Here is a 17057-nt window from a genome sequence, read left to right as displayed (position 1 = left end):
CGAAGCATGTGACAGCTGTCAGCAGCCGCCATCGGTCCCGGCCGCTAGTCTGGCCGTCGTCGACCCGCGTCGCTGGGTCACAATGGCCGCCGGCCTCCGTCCTGTCCTTCGATGAATACAAACGCAGACCTGCTCAGGGAACTCCGCATCGACCGTTCGCCCGGCCCGCCGCCCTCACGCAAGGGCCTGTGGATCGCGGTGGGGTCGATCATTGCCATCGCCGTCCTGGTCCTGCTGGGCTGGTGGCTGTTCGGCCGTGAGCGCGCGCTGCCGGTGCGCACCGCGACCGCGGTGTCGCTCGCGGCCGGCGATGCGCCGGCATCGGTGCTCGATGCCTCGGGCTACGTGGTGGCGCGGCGCATGGCCACGGTGTCGTCCAAGATCACCGGACGCGTGCGCGAGGTACTCATCGAGGAAGGCATGCAGGTCGAGGAAGGGCAGGTGATGGCCACGCTCGATCCGGTCGACGCCGATGCGCAGCGCGCCCTGTCCGCCTCGCAGCTGGGCGCCGCGCGCAGCGACATCGCGCGGGTGCAGGCCCAGCTGGCCGAAGCCGAGGCCAATGCGCGCCGGCTCGGCACCCTGGTCGGCCAGCAGCTGGTCTCGAAGGCGCAGCACGAGCAGGCCATCGCTACCCGCGACGCCCTGCGCGCGCAACTCGACAGCGCGCGGCGCAACGCCCAGGTCGCCGCCGACGGGCTGCGCATCGCCGACATCGGCGTGGACAACACGGTGGTGCGCGCGCCGTTCTCCGGCGTGGTGATCGCCAAGGCCGCGCAGCCGGGCGAGATCGTCTCGCCGCTGTCGGCCGGCGGCGGCTTCACCCGCACCGGCATCGGTACCATCGTCGACATGGACTCGCTGGAAGTCGAGGTCGACGTGGGCGAGGCCTACATCGGCCGGGTGCAGCCGAAGATGCCGGTGGAAGCCACGCTCAGCTCCTATCCGGACTGGAAGATCCCGGCCGAGGTCATCGCCATCATCCCCACCGCCGACCGCGGCAAGGCCACGGTCAAGGTGCGCGTGGCGCTGAAGGAGAAGGACGCGCGCATCGTGCCGGACATGGGCGTGACCGTGAGCTTCCTGGAAAAGGCGCCCGAGCCGGGCAGCGAGCCCAGGCGCGGCGTGCGCGTGCCGGCGGCGGCGGTGGTGCAGCGCGAGGGCGCGGACGCGGTCTTCGTGGTGGGTGCGGACAACGTCGCCGAGCTGCGCCGGGTCGAGGCCGGCCGCGAGGCGGGCGAGGGCCGCGAGGTCACCTCCGGCCTGGCGCCGGGCGAGACGGTGGTGGTCGATCCGCCGGCGGAACTGGCCGATGGCGCGACCGTGTCCACGGATGCGCAATGAGCAGGCCGCCGCCCCATTCTTGTCGCCGCGGACGATCGCGCGACGGCGGATGTCGAAGCAGTCCTTCCCCGTTCGTCCGCATTGGCAATCGCGGCTGATCCGCAAGATCCACGTGACAACCCGCGCGATGCGGCGAACCATCCGCGATCGCATGACCTTCGCCGGGATTTCCCCGGCCACGACACCACAGCGAGGCAAGCCATGGCATCCCTGGTATCGATCCGCAGCCTGACCAAGACCTACCAGCGCGGCCCGGAAAAGGTGCAGGTGCTGCACGACATCGACCTGGACATCGAACAGGGCGACTTCGTCGCGCTGATGGGTCCGTCGGGCTCGGGCAAGACCACCCTGCTCAACCTGATCGGCGGGTTGGATTCACCGACCGCGGGCAGCATCGAGGTAGACGGACAGCGCATCGACCAGCTCGGCGGCGGCAGGCTCTCGCACTGGCGCAGCCAGAACGTCGGCTACGTGTTCCAGTTCTACAACCTGATGCCGGCGCTGAGCGCGCAGAAGAACGTCGAGCTGCCGCTGCTGCTGACGAAGCTGGTCGGCGCGCAGCGCAAGCGCAATGCGCAGATCGCACTGCAGCTGGTGGGCCTGTCGGACCGCGTCTCGCACAAGCCGACCGAGCTGTCGGGCGGCCAGCAGCAGCGCGTGGCGATCGCGCGCGCGATCGTGTCCGATCCCAAGCTGCTGATCTGCGACGAGCCCACCGGCGATCTCGACCGCCAGTCGGCCGAGGACATCCTGGGACTGCTGCAGACGCTCAACCGCGAGCACGGCAAGACCATCGTGATGGTCACCCACGATCCGAAGGCGGCCGAATACGCCAGCCACACCCTGCACCTGGACAAGGGCAGCCTGGTCGAGTCCCAGGCGCACGCGGCCTGAGGCCGCCAGTGGACCGTCACCGCGGCGGGCAGCGGCGCAACGCCGGCCGCCGCGGGATCGGCACGACACGTGTAGAGGACATCGCGCGATGAAGTACTTCCACCTGATCTGGGCGGCGCTGTTCCGGCGCAAGACCCGCACCTTCCTCACCCTGGCCTCGATCCTGGCGGCGTTCCTGCTGTTCGGCATGCTCGACGGCATCCGCTCCACGTTTGCCCAGCTGGGCCAGAACGCCGATGGCGCGCAACGCCTGCAGACCACCTCGCGACTGTCGATGGTCGAGACGCTGCCGCTGTCGCTGGAGGCGCGCATCCGCCGGATCGACAACATCGAGGCGGTCACCTGGGCCAACTGGTTCGGCGGCGCCTACCAGAACCCGCGCAACCAGCTGTTCACCTTCGCCGTGGCACCCAACTACCTGGACCTCTATCCCGAGATCGAGGTGGAGCCGGCGCAGCTGGAGAAGTGGAAGGCCACGCGCAACGGCATGCTGGTCGGCCAGCAGATGATGACGCGCTTCGGCTGGGAGGTCGGACAGACGATCCCGCTGCAGTCGACGATCTTCCCCAACAGCGACGGCACGCTGAACTGGGCGTTCGAGATCACCGGCGTGCTGCGCGCCAAGGACAGCAAGAGCGCCGGCTTCACCGAAGCGCTGATCCTGATGCACTACGGTTACTTCGAGGAAGCCACGCCCTACATCGACGACAGCGTCGGCTGGTACATCAGCCGGGTGTCCGACGTGAACCGCAGCGACGCGGCGGCCAAGGCGATCGACGCGCTGTCGCAGAACTCGCCGCACGAGACCCGGACCATGAACGAGCAGGCGGCGATGGCCGCGCAGCTCAAGCAGATGGCCGACATCGGCCTGATCGTGGGCTCGATCATGGGCGCGGTGTTCTTCACCCTGCTGCTGCTGACCGGCAACACCATGGCCCAGGCGGTGCGCGAGCGCACCTCGGAGCTGGCGGTGCTCAAGACCATCGGCTTCACCAGCCACAGCGTGCTGGCGATGGTGCTGGCCGAATCGGTGCTGCTGGTGGTGATCGGCGGCGTGCTGGGGCTGGGGCTGGCGGCGGTGCTCGGCCCGGTGGTCGGCACGCTGAGCAACGGCGCGATCAACCTGCCGCCGATTGGCTGGCGCAGCTGGACGCTGGGCCTGGGCCTGATGGCGGTGATCGGCCTGCTGGTCGGCGCGTTGCCGGCCCTGCGCGCGATGCGCCTGAACATCGTCGATGCGCTGGCCGGCCGCTGATGCGCCGATCCACGCCGGTCAATTCTGCTCGAGGACACTGAGATGGGCATGATCAAATCCTTCCTGCGCGGCGCAGGGCTGTTCCTGCTGCTGGTGGCGTTCCTTGCGGCCTGGATCGTGCTGCCGTGGCAGGCGCTGCTGGCCGTCGCGCTGCTGTTCGCGCTGTGGATGGCGTTCACCCGCAGCGGCCGCCAGGCCGCATCGGTGACCTGGGTCGGCGTGGGCACGCTGCGCCAGCGCCTGGGCGCCTCGTCGGTGGTGGTGATCGGCATCGCCGGCGTGGTCGGGGTGCTGGTGGCGCTGCTGGCGATGGCCGAGGGCTACCGGCACACGGTGAGCAACAGCGGCAGCACCGACACCGCCATCGTGCTGCGCGGCGGCTCGTCAGCCGAGCTGATGTCGGTGCTGGCGCGCGATGCGATCACCACCATCGAACGCGCGCCCGAGATCGCGCGCGATGCCGAGGGTCGGCCGCTGGCCTCGGCCGAGATCGTGGTGTCGGCCAACGTGCCGCGCAAGGACGGCGAGGACGGCAGCGTGACCCTGCGCGGCGTCGGCGACATGGCCTGGGCGGTGCGGCCCAACCTGAAGCTGGTGGAGGGGCGCAGGTTCGAGACCGGGCGTCGCGAGCTGGTGGTCGGCCGCGGCGCGCACCGCCAGTTCGCGGACATGGACGTTGGCAGCGAACTGCGCCTGGGCAACCAGACCTGGACCGTGGTCGGCGTGTTCGAATCCAACGACGCTATGGCCTCGGAGATGTGGGGCGATGCCGAGGTGGTGTCCGCGGCCTATCGCCGCGGCAGCAGCCGCGCCTCGGTGTTCGCCAGGCTGACCTCGCCCGACGCGTTCAACGCCTTCAAGGCCACGCTGGCAGCCGACCCGCGCCTGCAGGTCGAGGCCGACACGACCCTGGACTACTTCAGCAAGCAGTCCGAACAGCTGACCACGGTGCTGCGCTGGATCGGCATCGTGGTCGGGTCGATCATGGCGATCGGTGCGGTATTCGGCGCGCTCAACACCATGTTCGCCACCGTCGCGGCACGCGCCCGCGAGATCGCCACGCTGCGCGCGATCGGCTTCCGCGGCCTGCCGGTGGTGGTGGCGGTGATGCTGGAGACGATGCTGCTGGCCCTTCTGGGTGGTGTGCTCGGCGGCCTGCTGGCCTGGCTGGTGTTCAACGGCTACACCGCCTCGACCCTGGCCGGCGGCGTGGCCAGCCTGAGCTTCGAGTTCAAGGTCTCGGCGGGGCTGCTGTGGGAAGGCCTGAAGTGGGCGCTGGCGATCGGCTTCGTCGGCGGCCTGTTCCCGGCGCTGCGCGCGGCGACGTTGCCGGTAACGGACGCGCTGCGGGCGATGTAGGCGGCTCTGCTCTTTCCCCGCACGCGGAGGAGGGATCAGTCGGCGCGTAACGCGCTACTCCTTCCCCCGCCTGCGGGGGAAGGCCGGGATGGGGGCGCGCCGAAGGCGCGGTCGGGTCGACGCAACTGCCCCCCCCCACCCCAACCCTCCCCCGCAAGCGGAGGAGGGAGCCGTCGGCCCCGTACTGCTCTGGTCCCTCGCCCCGCAAGCGGAGGAGGGAGCAAGGCGGATCCGCGCCGGACTACGCCAGCAATCCCGCCTCGCGCAGCGCCGCTTCGACCGCCGGCTGGTGGCCCGCGTCGAGTTCGGTGAGCGGCAGGCGCAGTGCGCCGCCGCAGCGGCCCAGGCGCGCCAGCGCCCACTTCACCGGGATCGGATTGGCCTCGACGAACAGTTCGCGGTGCAGCGGCAGCAGCCGCAGCTGGATCGCCATCGCGCGCGCGGCATCGCCGGCCAGCGCCGCCACGCACAGTTCGTGCATCAGCATCGGGGCGAGATTGGCGGTGACGCTGACGTTGCCGTCGCCGCCGCACAGCATCAGCGCGACCGCGGTGGCGTCGTCGCCGGAGTACACGCGGAAGCCCTGCGGCCGGTCGCGCAGCAGCCACTGCGCGCGCTCGAGGTTGCCTGTGGCTTCCTTGATGCCGGCGATCCCCGGCACCTGCGCCAGGCGCAGCACGGTCGGATGCAGCAGGTCGGCCGCGGACCGGCCGGGCACGTTGTAGAGCACGATCGGCAGCTCGCCGGTCGCCTCGGCGATGGCACGGAAATGGCGGTACATGCCTTCCTGGCCGGGCTTGTTGTAGTAGGGCACCACCTGCAGCTGGCTGTCGGCGCCGACCTCGCGCGCGAACTGCGCCAGCGCGATCGCCTCGCGCGTGGAGTTGCCGCCGCAGCCGGCCATCACCGGCACGCGTCCCGCGGCCTGCTCGACGGTCACGCGGATGATCTCGCAGTGCTCCTCGACATCGACCGTCGGCGACTCGCCGGTGGTGCCGACCACGCCGATGCAGTCCGTGCCCTGTTCGACGTGCCAGTCGACCAGCGCGCGCAGCGCGTCGTAATCGACGCTGCCGTCGTCGTGCATGGGCGTGACGAGCGCGACGATGCTGCCGCGCGGAAGGACGGAAGTGGGCATGATGGCGGGGACTGCGCGTGGGTGAGCCGGCGATTCTAATGCTGAATGCAGCCCGCGCTGTCATCGCTTTGTCATGCGGACGCGGTAGATGCGCGCGTCGCGCCGACCCTAACCTTTGCAACCTTTTCCACGAGGAGTCGCGCGATGCGTCGCCTGCTGTCGTCGTGCCTGTGCGCCTGCGTGCTGCTGCTGGCCGGCTTCGCCTGGCCCGACGGTGCCGGCGCGCTGGGCGGGCAGCTGGTGGCGCCCGGCGGCGTCTCGCCGCTGCTGCCGACCGGGCGCATCGAGCGGGCGCTGGCCCGGCTGCCGCATCGCGAGGGTTTCGTGCACAACGCCGACGGCGTGCCGCTGTACTGGCGCGCGCTCGATCCGGGCGCGTACCGGCTCGACTACGCCTACCGCGCCGGCACCACCCAGCACATGGATTTCGAACTCGACTTCTCCACGCCGCAGGTCGCCACCGCGCCGCGCGGCACGGTGCTGCTGCTGCACGGCTGGATGATGGATGGCGGCTCGCTGCTGCCCTGGTCGCTGCAGCTGGCGCAGGCCGGCTACCGCACGATCAGCCTGGACCTGCGCAACCACGGCCGCTCCGGCGCCGCGCCCTCGGGCTATGGCCTGCGCGAGGCGCGCGACGTGGCCGACGCGGTGGCGGCGCTGCGTGCGCGCGGCGAGATCGCCGGCCCGCTGCACCTGATGGGCGTGTCCTATGGCGCCGCCACCGCGATCTTCGGTGCGCGCGAACTGGGTGCGCAGGTGGACACGGTGGTTGCGCTGGAGTCGTTCGACAACGCCGCGCAGGCGATCCGCGACATGGTCCCGCACATGCTGCACAAGGCGCCGGAGACCCTGGGCCAGCAGTTCAGCCATCGCTGGTTGCGCTGGCAACTGGACGCGCCGGCGCTGGAGCGCGCGATCGACACCGCCGGGCAGGCGCTGGACCTGCCGCTGGCGCGGGTCGACGTCGGCAACGCGCTGGCCGGCGTTCGCGCCTGCGTGCTGCTGGTGCACGGCGTCGACGATGCCCACGTCCCGGTCGCGCATGGCCGGGCGCTGGCCGCGGCCGCGCCGCGGGCGCGCTACATCGAGGTGCCCGGCGAGGACCACATCAGCCTGCCGATGCGGCTGGACCGGCTCGCGCCCACGGTGATCGACTGGCTCGACAACGCCAGCCCGGCCCGCTTCTGCCCGCCTCCGCTGGCGCTGGCCGAACCGGCGGTCGGGCAGCTGTCGTGAAGCACACGGCGCTGGCGATCGGCTTCGTCGACCGGCGTCCGGGCGGACCCGCCACGCCGCGTAGGCGCTAGGCCTGCTGCGCGACGATCCTGCGGCGCGCGGCGCGCACGCCGTCGAAGGCGAAGATGGCCAGTCCCGCCCAGATGAAGGCGAAGCCGGCGGCGCGGTCGGCGCCGAACGGCTCGCCGAAGAAGAACACGCCCAGCAGCAGCTGCAGGGTCGGTCCCAGGTACTGCAGCAGGCCGATCACGCTCAACGGCACGCGCCGCACGGCGTAGGCGAAGAAGATCAGCGGGATCGCGGTCAGCGCGCCGCCCAGCACCAGCAGCGCATCGGTCCAGCCGCCCCAGCGCAGCGAGAAGAAGCCGCCGCTGCCGCCCAGCTCGATCCAGGCCAGCAGCGCCAGCGCCGGCACGAACATGAACATGTTCTCGACCCCGAGTCCGCGCACCGCCTCGACCGCGGCGAACTTGCGGATCACCCCGTACAGCGCGAACGAACCGGCCAGGCACAGCGCGATCCAGGGGAAGCTGCCGTAGCGCGCGGTCAGCCAGGCCACGCCGCCGCCGGCCAGCGCCACCGCGATCCACTGCGGCCGCGACAGCCGCTCGCGCAGGAACGCCACGCCGATCAGCACGTTGAGCAGCGGGTTGATGAAGTAGCCCAGGCTGGCCTCGATCACGTGCCCGGCGTTGACCGCCCACACGTACAGGCCCCAGTTGAACGCGATCAGCGTGCCCGACAACGCGAGCATCCCGGCCAGCCGCGGCTGCGATACCACCGCGCGGAACCAGCCGTGGCCTTCCCGCAGGGTCAGCCAGGCGGCGACCAGCACCGCACACCACACCGCGCGATGCAGCACGATCTGCAGCGAGGGCACTTCGCGCAGCAGGTGCCAGTAGAGCGGCATCAGACCCCAGATCACGAAGGCGCCCACCGCGATCCACAGTCCGCGCCGGTCCAGCGCCACCGGGCTCACGGCCTGGCTTCCGCGGCGCGCGCCGGCGTCACCCGGGCCGCCTTCGCGAAGGTGATCGCCACCACGCCCAGCAGCACCACGCCCATCGCGCCGATGTCGTGTGCGCCGAAGCGCTCGCCGGCCAGCCAGGCGCCCAGCAGCACCGCGATCACCGGATTGACGTAGGCATAGCTGCCGGCCAGCGCCGGACGCACGTGGTGCAGCAGCCAGATGTAGGCGCTGAAGCCGACCAGCGAACCGATGCTGGCCAGATAGCCCACCGACAGCAGGCCGCGCGCATCGGGCCAGCCGTCGAAGCGTTCGCCCAGCACGACGCCCGCGACCAGCATCGCCACGCCGCCGCACAGCATCTGCGTCGCCGCGCCCATGAACGGGCTGGGCAGGTCGCGTCCCCGGCTCCACACCGAGCCGTAGGCCCAGGCCATCGCGGCCACCAGCAGCGCGACCAGGCCGGAGGGCGTCGCGCTGAGGCTGCTGCCCGCATTGAGCCAGGCCACGCCCGCGAAGCCGACCGCCAGGCCAACCCACTCCATGCGCCGCGGCCGCTCGCCGCGCAGTGCCGAGAACAGCGCCATCCACAGCGGCATCGAGGCCACCGCCACCGCGGCCAGGCCCGAGGACACGGTCTGTTCGGCCACGCACACCAGGCCGTTGCCGACCGCGAGCAGCAGCAGGCCGACGAAGGCGGCGTTGCGCCACTGCATGCGCGTCGGCGCCGGCATGCCGCGCAGGCGCAGCACCGCATACAGGAACGAGCCGGCGACCAGGAAGCGCACCCCGCCCATCAGCAGCGGCGGCCAGCCGCCTTCGAGTGCGAAGCGGATCGCGAGATAGGTCGAGCCCCACACCAGGTACACCGCCGACAGCGCCAGGGCGATGGCGATCGGGGAGGCGGGTGCGGGGCCGAGCGGTGCAGGGGGAGCGCGCATCGGCAACCGGGGGCAGGACGCCGGCACGGACGGCGCGCGGCGGGCGGATATTCTACGGCCGCGAGCCGTTCCAGCGGCGGAACGCCGGCGTCGTCATGGTGGCGGCAATCGGCTGGCGGAAGGGGTCGGCGCGAGGCGCGGGTGCGCCGCGCCGCTCACATCACCAGCGCCGCGCGCAGCGGCGCGGCATCATCCCAGCGATCGCGGCCGCCGAGCGGGATCAGTTCGACCAGCACGTCGGCACCGATCACCTGCGCCCCCTGCCGGCGCAGCAGTTCGGTGGCCGCACGCAGGGTGCCGCCGGTAGCCAGCACGTCGTCGACCACCAGCACGCGCGCGCCGGGCGGCACCGCGTCGACGTGGATCTCCAGGCGGTCGCTGCCGTACTCGAGCCGGTAGTCCTGCGACAGCGTGCGTGCCGGCAGCTTGCCCGGTTTGCGCACCGGCACGAAGCCGCAGCCCAGCTCGAGCGCGAGCGCAGCGCCGAGGATGAAGCCGCGCGATTCGATGCCCGCCACCGCATCCGGCGGCGTGCCGCGCCAGGGCGCGGCCATGGCCGCGACCGCGGCGGCGAAGGCGCGCGCGTCCGCCAGCACCGGGGTGATGTCGCGGAACGTGATGCCCGCCTGCGGAAAGTCGGGCACGTCGCGGATCAGGCTGGACCAGTCGGACACGTTCGCGTTCCTGCAACGGGTGGGCCCGCATGCTAACGCCAGAGCCGCGGGCTTCGCGCTATCGTGGCCGCCCTTGCCCGTCACCCCAAGGAGCGCGCCATCATGCGCCTGCTGCCGACCCTGGTCCTGTTGCTGTCCGCCTCTGCCGCCGTTGCAGCCACGTCCACGCCCTATGGCAAGCCGGTGCCGGCGGGCGAGACCGTGCCCGTCTCGCAGGCGATCGACGCCTTCGATGCCCACGCCGACCGCGCGCAGCGGTTCAGTGGCCGCATCACCGAGGTCTGCCAGGCCAAGGGCTGCTGGATGATGCTCGAGGACGACGGCAAGGCCGCCCGGGTGATGTTCGGCGACCACGCCTTCTCGATTCCCAGGGACACGACCGGCAGCGCGGTCGTGCATGGCGTGCTCACGCGCAAGCAGCTCACCCCCGGGCAGGCCGCGCACCTGGCCGGCGACAGCGCGAACGGCCGGGCCGTCGAACCGGTGGAGTACCGCATCACCGCGGATGGCATCGAAGTCGCGTCCTGACCGGTTCGCGCGGCACGCGCCGCACCCCGTGACCACGCTTCGTCCCCGCTTGAATCCTTCCCCCGCCCGCGGGGGAAGGACAGCGATGGGGGGCGGACGGTGGCGAAGTATCCTCCCGCGCGCGATTCCCGTCGTGTTGGCGCTCCTGCTCGCCACGCCGCAGGCCGAGGCCCGCACTGTCTACCGCTGCGTGCGCGACGGCACCGTCAGCCTCTCCACCGCGCCCGAGCCCGGTTCGAAGTGCGAGGCGCGGGAGATCGACGACAACGCCGTGCAGACGCCCAACCTGTGGGGCGCGATGGGCGTGTTCAGCGGCACCCTCTACGAGCGCGAACAGGACGGCAGGCGCGTCTACGGCACGCGCAAGCTGCCAGGTTCGCGGGTGTACCTGCGCTTCACCGCGGTGACGCCGCCGGGCGAGCCGGCGCATGCGGGCCTGGGCCGGGTCGGCGCGCCGCAGCTGGCGCCGTTTGCCCGCGAGTTCAAGGCCGCGGCAAAAGCCACCGGCGTGGAGGATGCGTGGTTGCGCGCGATCGCGCATGCCGAGAGCGGGTTCGACGCCGGGGCCGTGTCGCCCAAGGGCGCGCAGGGCGTGATGCAGCTGATGCCGGAGGTAGCCGCCGAGCTCGGCGTCGCCGATCCCTTCGATGCCGCGCAGTCGATCCGCGCCGGCGCGCGCCACCTGCGCGACCTGCTGCGCCGCTATCGCGCCGACCGCACCCTGGCGCTCGCCGCCTACAGCGCCGGCATCGGCGCGGTGCAGCGCCACGGTGGCGTGCCGCCGTATCCCGAAACGCAGGCCTACATCGCCAAGGTGCAGGCCCTGCACGCGCGCTACCGCGAGGCGATGGGTTACCGGGAGGAACGCCCGGCGCAGTAGCGGCGGAAAGGCGCCGGCCAGCTGCTTATGCACCGGCAGCCGGGCCAGGCAGGTCCCGCGCGAAGATCAGCCATCCACCTGTGGGAGCGCGCTCGCGCGCGAAGACCTTCGCGACCAAGGTCGCTCCCACAAGAGGGCGGCTGCGCGGCGGCCCTGACCGCACGGATCAGCCATCCGGCTGTGGGAGCGCGCTCGCGCGCGAAGGCATTCGCGACCCAGGTCGCTCCCACAAGCGCGGCTGCGCGACGGCCTTGGCCGGGCGGATCAGGCATCCGGCTGTGGGAGCGCGCTTGCGCGCGAAGGCATTCGCGACCGAGGTCGCTCCCACAAGGGCGCGGCTGCGCGGCGGCCCTGACCGGGTGAAGGACGCTCCCCGGGCGACCGAGGTCGTCCGGGGATTCGGACTCAGCCCTTGGGCGTGAGCCGCAGCAGGCGGCCGTCCTTGCCGTCCTCGATGACCCACAGCGCGCCGTCCGGGCCCTGGCGCACGCCGCGGATGCGCGCGCCCATCGCGAAGCGCTCGGCTTCGCGCGCGCCCTCGCCATCGAACTCGATGCGCACCAGCGACTGCGACGACAGGCCGCCGGCGAACGCGTTGCCCTGGAACGAAGGGAACAGCTCGCCCGAATAGAAGACCAGACTCGACGGCGAGATCACCGGCGTCCAGCTGATCGCCGGCGCCTTGAATTCCGGACGCGTGTCGTGGTCGGGGATCGGGCGGCCGTCGTAGTGGTCGCCATTGGAGACCACCGGGTAGCCGTAGTTCGCGCCGCGCTCGACGCGGTTGAGCTCGTCGCCGCCCTTGGGACCCATCTCGATGTCCCAGGCCTGGCCGCTGGCGTCGAAGGCCAGGCCCAGCGGATTGCGGTGGCCAAGCGACCACACCTGCGCGGCGACCCCGCCCTGGTCGGCGAACGGATTGTCGGCCGGCACGCTGCCGTCTTCCTCCAGGCGCAGCACCTTGCCCAGGTTGGACTGCATGTCCTGCGAAGGATCGAACTTCTGCCGCTCGCCCGAGGCGATCCACAGCTTGCCATCATGGAACACGATGCGATGCGCGTAATGGCCGCGGCCGGTGACCTTGGGCACCTGCCGCCAGATCACTTCGAGGCCTTCGAGGCGACCGCCGCCCGCGTCGTCGGTGACCAGCCGCGCGCGCGCGACCGCAGCGCCCGCGGTATCGCCGTCGCCGGGTTCGGCATAGCTGACATAGACCAGGCCGTTCTCGGCGAACTGCGGATGCGGCACCACGTCGCCGAAGCCGCCCTGGCCGCCGTACACCACCTCGGGCAGGCCACCGATGTCGCCCGCGCGGCCACTGGCCACGTCGACCAGCTTCAGCGCGCCGGGGCGCTCGCTGACCAGCAGCCGGCCGTCGGGCAGGAACGACAGCGCCCACGGCTCGTTGAAGGTGGCGATGGTCTCGGCCGAGAACGGACCGATCTCGCGGACCTCGCGTTCGGCGGCGTCCGCGACCTGCGCGGTGGCGGCGCCTTCGTCGGACTGCGCCGCGGGCGCGCTGCCGTTGCCGTTGCCGCACGCGGCCAGCAGCGCCAGGGACAGCAGGGGGATGGTCAGTGCGGATCGATGCATCGGAAGGCTCCTCGCCCGGAACTGGGTCGACGCATGATAGCGCCCGTCTGGCGGGCGGCCCGGCGCGTCGCCGATGCGCGCGGGCCCGGGTCCGCAGTGCGTCCGGAGCCTGCAGCGGCCCGTGGATGTGCGCGTTGTGGCGGCCGCCCGCGCGCCTGCGGCGACGGTGCGCGCAGCTGAACGCCATCCGTGCGCGGAACGACCCCTTAACTCCATCCATGCACCGGTCTTCATGAGCGGCGGGCAAGGTGTGGCCCGTGCGGAAGCGGTCGTCATGGACGTGCAGCCCCGCGCCACTTCACATCCCTCGATGGAGACAGCGAATGAAGCATGCACGCAAGCCCCTGGCCGCCCTGATCGCGTTCGGCGCCGCCCTGGCCATCCCGGCCGCCTTCGCCCAGGACCCGAGCACCTCCCCCACGCAGCAGACGCCTCCGACCGATCCGACCACGTCCACCGCACCGCCGGCGGATCCGACGACCTCCACCTCGCCGGCCGCCGAGCAGAAGCCGCTGACCTGGGCCGACCTCGACGTCGACGGCAACGGCACCCTCAGCCAGACCGAGGCCGGCAGCCTGCAGTCGCTGGCACAGGTGTTCGGCGATGCCGACGCCGACAGCGACGGCGAGCTGACGCCGGACGAGTACAAGGCCTTCGTCGCGCGCAACAACGCGGCCCAGCCCGAGGCCTCCGGCGGCACCGACTGACGCCATCGCACCAGCCGCCCGTTGAGGGCATGCGCATCGGCGGCCTGCGGGCCGCCGATGCCGTTGTGGGCCGTCATATACTCCGTGCCATGGCCGTGATCGACATGGTCGGCTTCGATGCCGACGACACCCTGTGGCGCAGCGAGGACTATTTCCACGCCGCGCAGGAGGAATTCGAACGCATCGTCGGGCGCCACGTCGACCTCGGCGATACTGGCGTGCGCGATCGCCTGTACGCGGTGGAGAAGGGCAACATCGCGGTGTTCGGCTACGGCGTGAAGGGCATGGCGCTGTCCATGGTCGAGGCCGCGGTCGACATCACCGAGGGGCGCATTCCCGCACGCGACCTGCACCGCATCGTGCACATCGCCAAGGACATGCTGCGCCACCCGGTGGACCTGCTGCCGGGCGTGCGCGAGGCGGTGGAGGAGATCGCGGCCGCGCATGACGTGGTGCTGATCACCAAGGGCGACCTGTTCCACCAGGAAGCGAAGGTGCGCGACAGCGGACTGTCCGCGCTGTTCCGCCGCATCGAGATCGTCAGCGAGAAGGACGCGGGCACCTATGCGCGCCTGCTGGAGGAGTTCGGGATCCCGGCCGACCGCTTCGCCATGATCGGCAACTCGCTGCGCTCGGACATCGTGCCGGTGCTGCGCCTGGGCGGCTGGGGCGTGCACGTGCCCTACCACCTGACCTGGGCGCACGAGAACGAGGCCGACGACGTCGCCGGGCACCCGCGGCTGCGACAGGTGGCCACTGCCGCCGAACTGCCGCAGGCGTTGCGGGACGTGGTGGCGTCCGCGGCGCCAGCCGCGCTGGCGGGCTGACGTGCGCCTGCCGGCCACCCGGATATCGGCCGTACTGCTGGGCGCGGTGCTGGCCTCCGGCGTCGCCGCCCAGGATGCGCCGCCCGCGTCGACCGCGGCCGCGCAGGAAGAGATCGCCGGCACCGGCAATGCCTGGATCGACCTGCGCCTGGACGACATGGACCGGTACGCCGCGCGCTACCGCGAGGCCTTCGTCGACGAGATCGTGCGCTACCTCGAGGCGCCGCGGCCGCTGGTGGACGAGGCGCTGTCCGATGGCCGCATGCGCCCGGGCGAGGTGTACTACGCCTGCGCGCTGGCCCGCGCCAGCGGGCGGCCCTGCCGCAGCCTGGTCGACGCCCGGCTCGCAGGCGCCGACGGTGGCTGGGCGGGCATCCTCGCGCGCCTGGAACTCGACGACGAAGCCAGGCTGCATGCGCGCATCCGCGAGGACATCGTTGCCAGCTACCGGCGCTGGGCGCGGCCGATCGACATCAAGGCACGCCCGGCCCGCTGAGGCGCTGCACGAGGCCCGTCGCTGGTTGCGACGCAGGCCGGCCCGCTTCGAGCCGTTTCCTTACGCCTGCGGCCGCCGTCCCGGACCCGGAAGTGCCGGACCCTCCCGGCGTGTTTTCGCCGCGTGAGCGCGACGTTATCCGCGCGTGGACCATTCCGACGGGCGCCGTCATTCGGCGCAAACCCGCCGCAGATGAAGCTGCAGGTCGGAGCCCCGCCGGATCAGGAGATCCACCGCCATGCCCGTCATGCTTGCCACCGAGGCTGCCCCGCCCCCGCCCGTCGGGCCGCGACTGCCCCGCACGGTGATGCCCTTCATCGACCATGGCGGCGGGCATTCGACCCACGAACTCGCCAGCCTGCATGCCGCCTCGCGACGCCTGCCCGCGCTGCTCGGATGCGCCGGCGACGACGCGGGCGCTTCCGGCGCCGGGGCACGCTACTGGCTGCCGATGCGCACCCTGCTGCGCGAGGAGGCCGAGCGGCTGGGCATCGGCGACGAGGGCGGGCTGTGGGGCGGGGTGGTGCCGCATGCGTTCGTCGGTACCAAGCTGGTCAGCCATCCATGCTGGCCCGGCGGCAGCGGCGTGCCGGCCGGCTGGCGCGATGTCCCCGGCATCGAGGCCAGCACGCTGCCGGGGTGGTCGGTGTTCACGCGCGCCGATGCGCTGGCGGCCTGCGAGGCGCTGCTGGAAGGCGGTCCGGTGCGGATCAAGAGTCCGTATGCGCGCGGCGGCAACGACCAGACCGTAGTCGACGACGCGCGTGCGGCACGCGACTGGCTTCAATCGGCCGCGGCGATCGGCGTGGAGCATGGGCTGGTGGTCGAACGCGACCTGGCCGAGGCCGCCACCTATGGCGTCGGCAGCGCCCGGGTGGGCGAACACGCCATCGCCTACCACGGCACCCAGCGCACCGTGACCGATCCACACGGCAAGCGCGTCTACGGCGGTTCCCGGCTCACCGTGTTCCGCGGCGACCTCGCCAGCCTGTGCGCGACCCTGCCGCCCGGGGAGGCGCGCGAGGCGGTGTGCACCGCGATGCAGTACGACCGCGCGGTGCGCGGCGCGTATCGCGTGCTGGCCTCGCGCTGCAACTACGACGTGATCGTCGGCCACGACCGCGATGGCGTGCGGCACTGCGGCGTGCTCGAGCAGTCCTGGCGCTTCGGCGGCGCGAGCATGGCCGAGCTGCTGGCGATGGAGCGCTTCGCCCGCGATCCGGACCTGCGCTGGGTGGTCGCCGAAACGGTGGAAGCCTACGATCGCGATGCGCTGCCCGACGACGCCGTGCTGGTCTGGCCGGGCGATGCCGAGTCGCCCTGCAAGTACGCCAGGGTCGTGGACGATGGATATTGAGCTGGGCCGCCTCGGCATCGAGGTCGTTCCGGGAGAGTCGGTCGAAGCCACCTTGCTGGCGCCGCAGCGCGCATTGCCCGCGGTGCTGTTCGTGCACGGCTGGGGCGGCAGCCAGACCCAGGACCTGAGCCGAGCGCGCGAGGTTGCGGCGCTGGGCTGCGTGTGCCTGACCTTCGACCTGCGCGGTCATCGGGCCGACGCGGCGAACCACGACACCGTCACCCGTGCGCAGAACCTGGACGACCTGTGCGCCTGCTACGACTGGCTCGCCGCCCAGGCCGACGTGGACGCCGAGGCGGTGGCCGTGGTCGGCGTCAGCTACGGCGGCTACCTGGCCGCGATCCTGTCCGCGCTGCGTCCGGTGCGCTGGCTGGCGCTGCGCACGCCGGCGCTGTACCTGGACCGGGACTGGGAGTTGCCCAAGCGCCGGCTGCACGACGATCCGGACCTGGTGCGCTACCGGCACAGCCCGGTCGCGCCCGACGCCAACCGCGCGCTGCGTGCCTGCCAGCGGTTCGAGGGCGATGCGTTGCTGGTCGAGGCCGGTCGCGACGAGATCATCCCGCGACAGGTGATCGACAACTACGCCGCCGCCTTTCCGCGTGCGCGCACGATGACCCGCCGCCTGGTTGCAGAGGCCAGCCACGGCTTCGACGACAAGCCGGCGCAGCGCCAGTACAGCGACACGCTGCTGGCATGGATGACCGAGATGATCGTCGGTTCGCGCGGTGCGATCGCGGCCAGCAAGGTGCGCGCGTACAAGGACGAACAGAAGGCGCATGCGCCAGCGCAGGACGAGTCGGGATGGCGGCAGGCGGGCCCCGGCGCGCGCGGAAAATGAACGCGTTCAGCTGGCCGATC

Annotated in this window: 17 protein-coding genes; 12 read left to right on the top strand and 5 right to left on the bottom strand. The window is 71.8% G+C overall.

Annotation, left to right across the window (positions count from 1 at the left end):
* Positions 1-111 precede the first annotated feature (111 nt).
* The 4 genes from Q0863_RS14275 (at position 112) to Q0863_RS14260 (ending at position 4852) form a co-directional block, all read left to right on the top strand.
* Positions 112-1344, top strand: coding sequence for an efflux RND transporter periplasmic adaptor subunit (locus Q0863_RS14275; protein WP_298579712.1), 1233 nt, complete (start codon positions 112-114; stop codon positions 1342-1344).
* 201 nt (positions 1345-1545) lie between these two features.
* Complete coding sequence (locus tag Q0863_RS14270; RefSeq protein WP_298579709.1) at positions 1546-2238, top strand: ABC transporter ATP-binding protein; 693 nt, start codon at positions 1546-1548, stop codon at positions 2236-2238.
* 88 nt (positions 2239-2326) lie between these two features.
* The gene (locus tag Q0863_RS14265) at positions 2327-3493 is read left to right on the top strand and encodes an ABC transporter permease (RefSeq protein ID WP_298579707.1); all 1167 of its coding nucleotides are present in this window, start codon (positions 2327-2329) and stop codon (positions 3491-3493) included.
* Between the two features lie 42 nt (positions 3494-3535).
* On the top strand, positions 3536-4852 hold the full coding sequence (locus Q0863_RS14260; protein WP_298579705.1) for an ABC transporter permease: 1317 nt from the start codon (positions 3536-3538) through the stop codon (positions 4850-4852).
* A 241-nt stretch (positions 4853-5093) separates the two neighbouring features.
* On the opposite strand, the gene dapA is transcribed toward Q0863_RS14260, so the two are convergent.
* The gene (dapA, locus tag Q0863_RS14255) at positions 5094-5990 is read right to left on the bottom strand and encodes a 4-hydroxy-tetrahydrodipicolinate synthase (protein ID WP_298579703.1); all 897 of its coding nucleotides are present in this window, start codon (positions 5988-5990) and stop codon (positions 5094-5096) included.
* A 144-nt stretch (positions 5991-6134) separates the two neighbouring features.
* On the opposite strand from dapA, the gene Q0863_RS14250 reads away from it, so the two are divergent.
* Complete coding sequence (locus Q0863_RS14250) at positions 6135-7226, top strand: alpha/beta hydrolase (protein WP_298579700.1); 1092 nt, start codon at positions 6135-6137, stop codon at positions 7224-7226.
* A 67-nt stretch (positions 7227-7293) separates the two neighbouring features.
* On the opposite strand, the gene rarD is transcribed toward Q0863_RS14250, so the two are convergent.
* The 3 genes from rarD to Q0863_RS14235 form a co-directional block, all read right to left on the bottom strand.
* Entirely contained in the window at positions 7294-8196 is a 903-nt protein-coding gene (gene rarD / locus Q0863_RS14245; protein ID WP_298579807.1) for an EamA family transporter RarD, read from the bottom strand.
* Between the two features lie 5 nt (positions 8197-8201).
* Positions 8202-9134 carry a drug/metabolite exporter YedA gene (gene yedA / locus Q0863_RS14240; protein ID WP_298579698.1) on the bottom strand — a complete coding sequence of 311 codons (933 nt, stop codon included), beginning with the start codon at positions 9132-9134 and terminating at the stop codon, positions 8202-8204.
* A 155-nt stretch (positions 9135-9289) separates the two neighbouring features.
* Positions 9290-9808, bottom strand: a complete 519-nt coding sequence (locus Q0863_RS14235) for an adenine phosphoribosyltransferase (protein WP_298579695.1) — start codon at positions 9806-9808, stop codon at positions 9290-9292.
* Positions 9809-9910: 102 nt separating this feature from the next.
* Here Q0863_RS14235 and Q0863_RS14230 point away from each other — a divergent pair, with 102 nt between their 5' ends.
* Positions 9911-10336: a DUF4920 domain-containing protein gene (locus Q0863_RS14230; RefSeq protein ID WP_298579692.1), complete on the top strand. Its 426-nt coding sequence runs from the start codon at positions 9911-9913 to the stop codon at positions 10334-10336.
* 85 nt (positions 10337-10421) lie between these two features.
* On the top strand, positions 10422-11216 hold the full coding sequence (locus Q0863_RS14225; protein ID WP_298579688.1) for a lytic transglycosylase domain-containing protein: 795 nt from the start codon (positions 10422-10424) through the stop codon (positions 11214-11216).
* Positions 11217-11621: 405 nt separating this feature from the next.
* On the opposite strand, the gene Q0863_RS14220 is transcribed toward Q0863_RS14225, so the two are convergent.
* Positions 11622-12809, bottom strand: a complete 1188-nt coding sequence (locus Q0863_RS14220; RefSeq protein ID WP_298579686.1) for a PQQ-dependent sugar dehydrogenase — start codon at positions 12807-12809, stop codon at positions 11622-11624.
* A 323-nt stretch (positions 12810-13132) separates the two neighbouring features.
* On the opposite strand from Q0863_RS14220, the gene Q0863_RS14215 reads away from it, so the two are divergent.
* The 5 genes from Q0863_RS14215 (at position 13133) to Q0863_RS14195 (ending at position 17037) form a co-directional block, all read left to right on the top strand.
* The gene (locus tag Q0863_RS14215; protein ID WP_298579683.1) at positions 13133-13516 is read left to right on the top strand and encodes an EF-hand domain-containing protein; all 384 of its coding nucleotides are present in this window, start codon (positions 13133-13135) and stop codon (positions 13514-13516) included.
* A gap of 89 nt (positions 13517-13605) precedes the next feature.
* Entirely contained in the window at positions 13606-14343 is a 738-nt protein-coding gene (locus tag Q0863_RS14210) for an HAD family hydrolase (RefSeq protein WP_298579680.1), read from the top strand.
* A gap of 1 nt (position 14344) precedes the next feature.
* Complete coding sequence (locus Q0863_RS14205) at positions 14345-14839, top strand: hypothetical protein (protein ID WP_298579677.1); 495 nt, start codon at positions 14345-14347, stop codon at positions 14837-14839.
* A 238-nt stretch (positions 14840-15077) separates the two neighbouring features.
* On the top strand, positions 15078-16196 hold the full coding sequence (locus Q0863_RS14200) for a DUF3182 family protein (protein ID WP_298579674.1): 1119 nt from the start codon (positions 15078-15080) through the stop codon (positions 16194-16196).
* Positions 16186-17037 carry an alpha/beta fold hydrolase gene (locus tag Q0863_RS14195; protein WP_298579671.1) on the top strand — a complete coding sequence of 284 codons (852 nt, stop codon included), beginning with the start codon at positions 16186-16188 and terminating at the stop codon, positions 17035-17037. The genes Q0863_RS14200 and Q0863_RS14195 overlap by 11 nt, the downstream gene beginning before the upstream one ends.
* The last annotated feature ends 20 nt before the right edge of the window (positions 17038-17057 follow it).

The sequence above is a fragment of the uncultured Luteimonas sp. genome (assembly GCF_947492465.1).
In the GTDB taxonomy this organism is placed as follows: Bacteria; Pseudomonadota; Gammaproteobacteria; order Xanthomonadales; family Xanthomonadaceae; genus Luteimonas.
This window is presented reverse-complemented; position numbering and strand designations above follow the sequence as displayed.

Coding starts and splice junctions, on each gene's coding strand:
- Q0863_RS14275 (WP_298579712.1), top strand. CDS start 112: ATGAATACAAACGCAGACCTGCTCAGGGAACTCCGCATCGACCGTTCG.
- Q0863_RS14270 (WP_298579709.1), top strand. CDS start 1,546: ATGGCATCCCTGGTATCGATCCGCAGCCTGACCAAGACCTACCAGCGC.
- Q0863_RS14265 (WP_298579707.1), top strand. CDS start 2,327: ATGAAGTACTTCCACCTGATCTGGGCGGCGCTGTTCCGGCGCAAGACC.
- Q0863_RS14260 (WP_298579705.1), top strand. CDS start 3,536: ATGGGCATGATCAAATCCTTCCTGCGCGGCGCAGGGCTGTTCCTGCTG.
- dapA (WP_298579703.1), bottom strand. CDS start 5,990: ATGCCCACTTCCGTCCTTCCGCGCGGCAGCATCGTCGCGCTCGTCACG.
- Q0863_RS14250 (WP_298579700.1), top strand. CDS start 6,135: ATGCGTCGCCTGCTGTCGTCGTGCCTGTGCGCCTGCGTGCTGCTGCTG.
- yedA (WP_298579698.1), bottom strand. CDS start 9,134: ATGCGCGCTCCCCCTGCACCGCTCGGCCCCGCACCCGCCTCCCCGATC.
- Q0863_RS14230 (WP_298579692.1), top strand. CDS start 9,911: ATGCGCCTGCTGCCGACCCTGGTCCTGTTGCTGTCCGCCTCTGCCGCC.
- Q0863_RS14225 (WP_298579688.1), top strand. CDS start 10,422: ATGGGGGGCGGACGGTGGCGAAGTATCCTCCCGCGCGCGATTCCCGTC.
- Q0863_RS14220 (WP_298579686.1), bottom strand. CDS start 12,809: ATGCATCGATCCGCACTGACCATCCCCCTGCTGTCCCTGGCGCTGCTG.
- Q0863_RS14215 (WP_298579683.1), top strand. CDS start 13,133: ATGAAGCATGCACGCAAGCCCCTGGCCGCCCTGATCGCGTTCGGCGCC.
- Q0863_RS14210 (WP_298579680.1), top strand. CDS start 13,606: ATGGCCGTGATCGACATGGTCGGCTTCGATGCCGACGACACCCTGTGG.
- Q0863_RS14200 (WP_298579674.1), top strand. CDS start 15,078: ATGCCCGTCATGCTTGCCACCGAGGCTGCCCCGCCCCCGCCCGTCGGG.
- Q0863_RS14195 (WP_298579671.1), top strand. CDS start 16,186: ATGGATATTGAGCTGGGCCGCCTCGGCATCGAGGTCGTTCCGGGAGAG.